This is a genomic window from Nostoc sp. CHAB 5715 (genome assembly GCF_020829685.1).
GTDB lineage: Bacteria > Cyanobacteriota > Cyanobacteriia > Cyanobacteriales > Nostocaceae > Nostoc.
The window spans coordinates 1-4,352 of sequence record NZ_JAIVFR010000667.1; the positions used below are offsets into that span (position 1 = coordinate 1).

Below are 4,352 nucleotides of genomic sequence, written 5' to 3' on the forward strand. Positions count from 1 at the left end.
CAACTTAACGTAAAAACCATGTCCCGCAAGGAACTGAAGTTCCTTGCTAATAGCGAAAGTCATCTAAAGATGACTAAATAATCCGAAAAATCTTTAGTCTACTTTAGTAGACTTTAGCTATTAGCCTTGAACTTTAGTTCGAGGCGGGTAAGGAAGCTAACAGTTAAGCTACTTTTAGCTTAAGTTGACACGTATGCTCAGACCCATGTTCCCCCCTTCATTCCACCGCAGGAGTCAGGGGTCATTTCCCCCTGCTCCCTGCCTCTTCGTTGAACTCAAGCTTTAGCCAACAAACGCGCAAATGTTGGGTTTTGTTCTTCAACACACTAAAATCGAATCTCACTTTACCACAATAACGCCCAGTCTATTGACAATTTTAGATATTCATCAGAATATTTAGGTAGTTTAACGGTTATCAAAGTAATTTTTGTTTACAAAGTCAAATCAGTTGACTAGGTGACACCAAAAGACCGCTATCAATACAATTCGTAATTTTAAGCTTTGTAACTCGTGATTAAATTTCCTAATTACGAATTACGAGTGCTCTAAATGGACGGTTAGAAACCATATCTGCACAAACAAAACCTGCGTTTCCTTGCCTATGGAACGCAGGTTTCAAAACTTTAATTTGTTAGTCCGCGCAAGCCCAAAGAGTTTGTGCAGTCGTCAATTCCATTTACCAAGGCTGTGGACTGACTCAATAGTACAGAGGCGATTAATCGCGTCTCTATAAACATAGGAGAAAATCATGGTTATTTCATCATTTAATCTCTCTAACCTCGACGGCACTAACGGCTTCACCATCAACGGCATCGCAGCGGGTGACGGTTCAGGCTATTCTGTCAGCAGTGCCGGAGATGTCAACAATGACGGCTTCGACGACTTGATTATCGGGGCAAGACTTGCCGACCCCAACGGCACAGATTCTGGGCAGAGCTACGTGGTGTTTGGCAGCAGCAACGGCTTTAGCTCCACTCTCAACCTCTCTAACCTCAACGGCACTAACGGCTTCACCATCAACGGCATCGCAGCGGTTGACTACTCAGGCTGGTCTCTTGGTAGTGCCGGAGATGTCAACAATGACGGCATCGCTGACGTGATTATCGGGGCACCCTTAGCCTCCCCCAACGGCTTATATTCAGGGCAGAGCTACGTGGTGTTTGGCAAGAGCACAGGCTTTGACGCCACTCTCAACCTCTATAACCTCGATGGCACTAACGGCTTCACCATCAACGGCATCGCAGCGGTTGACTACTCAGGCTGGTCTCTTGGTAGTGCCGGAGATGTCAACAATGACGGCATCGCTGACCTGATTATCGGGGCACCCTATGCCTCCCCCAACGGCTTATATTCTGGGCAGAGCTACGTGGTGTTTGGCAAGAGCACAGGCTTTGACGCCACTCTCAACCTCTATAACCTCGATGGCACTAACGGCTTCACCATCAACGGCATCGCAGCGGGTGACGGTTCAGGCATTTCTGTCAGCAGTGCGGGAGATGTCAACGACGACGGCATCGCTGACCTGATTATCGGGGCATCCGGTGTCGACCCCAACGGCTCCGCTTCTGGGCAGAGCTACGTGGTATTTGGCAAAAGCACAGGCTTTGATGCCACTCTCAACCTCTCAGACCTCAACGGCGCTAACGGCTTTACCATCAACGGCATCGCAGCGAGTGACTACTCAGGCTATTCTGTCAGCAGTGCCGGAGATGTCAACAATGACGGCATCGCTGACCTGATTATCGGGGCACGCTATGCCGACTTCAACGGGTACTCTTCTTCTGGGCAGAGCTACGTGGTGTTTGGCAAGAACACAGGCTTTAGCGCCACTCTCAACCTCTCTAGCCTCAACGGCTATAACGGCTTCACCATCAACGGCATCGCAGCGTATGACGAATCAGGCGTGTCTGTCAGCAGTGCCGGAGATGTCAACAGTGATGGCTTCGACGACCTGATTATCGGGGCATATATAGCCGACCCCAACGGCTCAGGTTCTGGGCAAAGCTACGTGGTGTTTGGCAACACAGGCTTTAGCTCTACTCTCAACCTCTCCACCCTCAACGGCGCTAACGGCTTCACCATCAACGGCATCGCAGGGAATGACTTATCAGGCTATTCTGTCAGCAGTGCCGGAGATATCAACAGCGATGGCTTCGACGACCTGATTATTGGGGCACCCGGTGCCGACCCCAACGGCTCAGAATCTGGGCAAAGCTATGTGTTATTTGGCGGGACGAATATCGGCGGCACTCCTGAATTGACAGGAACTCCCCGTGCAGACACTCTTATCGGCACAATTAACAAGGATATCATCGACGGCAAAGCTGGTAACGACACCATCGACGGCAAAGCTGGCAACGACCTGCTGCAAGGGGGTGCTGGCAATGATATTCTCATCGGCGGTGCTGGCAATGATACTCTTGTCGGTGGCATCGGTGCTGACAAATTCCTTTACGATACCAATGCTCGTTTTGACATTTATGCTATTGGTTTAGATACCATCTCTGATTTCAAACAGTCCCAAGGTGACAAGATTGTACTGGATAAGACTACCTTTAGTGCAATTACTTCTGCTGTGGGAACCGGTTTTAGTAATGCTAGTAATTTTGAAGTCACTACTAATGGGGCAGCCAGCACTGCTGTGATTGTCTACAACCCTGTAACTGGGCAGTTGTTCTACAACACTAATGGTAGCGTGGCTGGTTTTGGCATCGGTGGTCCCTTTGCGGTTCTAACTGGTGCGCCAACTCTGGCGGCATCAGATTTTGTGTTGCAAGCGTAGTTCGCCTAAATAGTACAGACACGATTAATCGCGTTTCTATAAACATAGGAGAAAATCATGGTTATTTCATCATTTAATCTCTCTAACCTCGACGGCGCTAACGGCTTCACCATCAACGGCATCGCAGCGTTTGACTACTCAGGCATTTCTGTCAGCAGTGCCGGAGATGTCAACAATGACGGCTTCGACGCCGCTCAGTACAAGTCGGCTACGCGGTAATCGAGCGAAGTCGAGATTCAGGACAAGCGAGCGTACAAGTCGGCTACGCGGTAATCGAGCGAAGTCGAGATTCAGGACAAGCGAGCGTACAAGTTCGCAATTAAAAACTTAGATGCAGCAAAGCTTTCAGGGGTTACATCTGTATCAGATTTTTTGTGAAATGGTAAGCTGTTCCACAAATAACCTTGCATATATTGGGCAGGGCTATTTCGTTCTAAACATAAACCGCCCAGAACTAAAGTTCCGGGCTAATAGTTTAAGTCCACTAAAGTGGACTAAAAGCCTTTCTTATACCATTTCACTTTAATAATGATACAAATACGCTGGTAAGGGCATGGCAATGCCATGCCCCTATAAGAAATCTATATGTATCAGGATTTTCGTGAATTGGTATTAGTCGTCTTTAGACGACTTTTGCTATTAGCCTCAGAATTTATTCTGAGGCGGGCTAGATGAGAATGAAATAGCCCTAATATATTGGGCGGGCGAGACGCCCACCCCACAAGAAATGTACAATTTTAGATTATGCAAACTAGATGTGGTTTAGCTTATAACGTCGAGCCGGGAGCCACTAACGTTAAGCCGGGAGCCACTAACGTTAAGCCGGGAGCCACTAACGTTAAACCGGGAGCCACTAACGTTAAACCGGGAGCCACTAACGTTAAACCGGGAGCCACTAACGTTAAACCGGGAGCCACTAACGTTAAGCCCGGAACCACTAACGTTAAACCGGGAGCCACTAACGTTAAACCGGAACCACTAACGTTAAACCGGGAGCCACTAACGTTAAACCGGGAGCGGATAACGTCAAGCCGGGAGCAATGCGTGTTAACTTACAGCTATTTTCAGGTAAATAGACCACGCGGTAGGGGCACAGCATTGCTCATTGGTGTCAACTTAAGCTAAAAATCGCTTATCTGTTGGCTTCCACGCCCGCCCAGAAATGAATTTCAGCGGCTCATAACTAAAGTCTACTGAAGTAGACTAAAGATTTTTCGGATTATTTAGTCATCTTTAGATGACTTTCGCTATTAGCAAGGAACTGAAGTTCCTTGCGGGACATGGCTTTTACGTTAAGTTGTCAGTAGCAAAACAACTGACCACTGAAAACTAACAATCCACACAATAACTATTGCCAAAAATCAGTGACATCATATCCCAATTCCCCTAGCATCTGCCGCAGCAGGGGTAAACTGAGTCCAATTACATTGCTGTGACAGCCTTCAATTTTTTCGACAAAGAAACTACCAAAACCTTCAATTGCAAAGGCTCCAGCACACTTCAGGGGTTCACCTGTGGCAACGTATGCTTCAATGGCCTTGTCGCTCATTTGAGCAAAGTAAACTCTTGT

3 protein-coding genes and 1 pseudogene are annotated in these 4,352 nt (G+C 47.7%); 2 read left to right on the top strand and 2 right to left on the bottom strand.

Annotated features, from left to right (window positions below; translation table 11 throughout):
• Positions 1-748: 748 nt before the first annotated feature.
• Both LC574_RS28600 and LC574_RS28605 read left to right on the top strand, forming a co-directional pair.
• Positions 749-2,782, top strand: a complete 2,034-nt coding sequence (locus LC574_RS28600; RefSeq protein WP_229457024.1) for a hypothetical protein — start codon at positions 749-751, stop codon at positions 2,780-2,782.
• 57 nt (positions 2,783-2,839) lie between these two features.
• Positions 2,840-3,001: a hypothetical protein gene (locus tag LC574_RS28605; RefSeq protein WP_229457025.1), complete on the top strand. Its 162-nt coding sequence runs from the start codon at positions 2,840-2,842 to the stop codon at positions 2,999-3,001.
• A gap of 543 nt (positions 3,002-3,544) precedes the next feature.
• On the opposite strand, the pseudogene LC574_RS39290 reads toward LC574_RS28605, so the two are convergent.
• Positions 3,545-3,685 (bottom strand): annotated as a pseudogene (locus LC574_RS39290) (hypothetical protein); the annotation flags it as partial.
• A gap of 445 nt (positions 3,686-4,130) precedes the next feature.
• Positions 4,131-4,352, bottom strand: a 222-nt coding sequence (locus LC574_RS28615; protein WP_229457027.1) for a nucleoside triphosphate pyrophosphatase, incomplete at its 5' end; no start/stop codon positions are given.

Excerpts from the sequence above, each read along its gene's own strand:
- LC574_RS28605 (WP_229457025.1), top strand. The coding sequence starts at position 2,840 with ATGGTTATTTCATCATTTAATCTCTCTAACCTCGACGGCGCTAACGGC.
- LC574_RS28600 (WP_229457024.1), top strand. The coding sequence starts at position 749 with ATGGTTATTTCATCATTTAATCTCTCTAACCTCGACGGCACTAACGGC.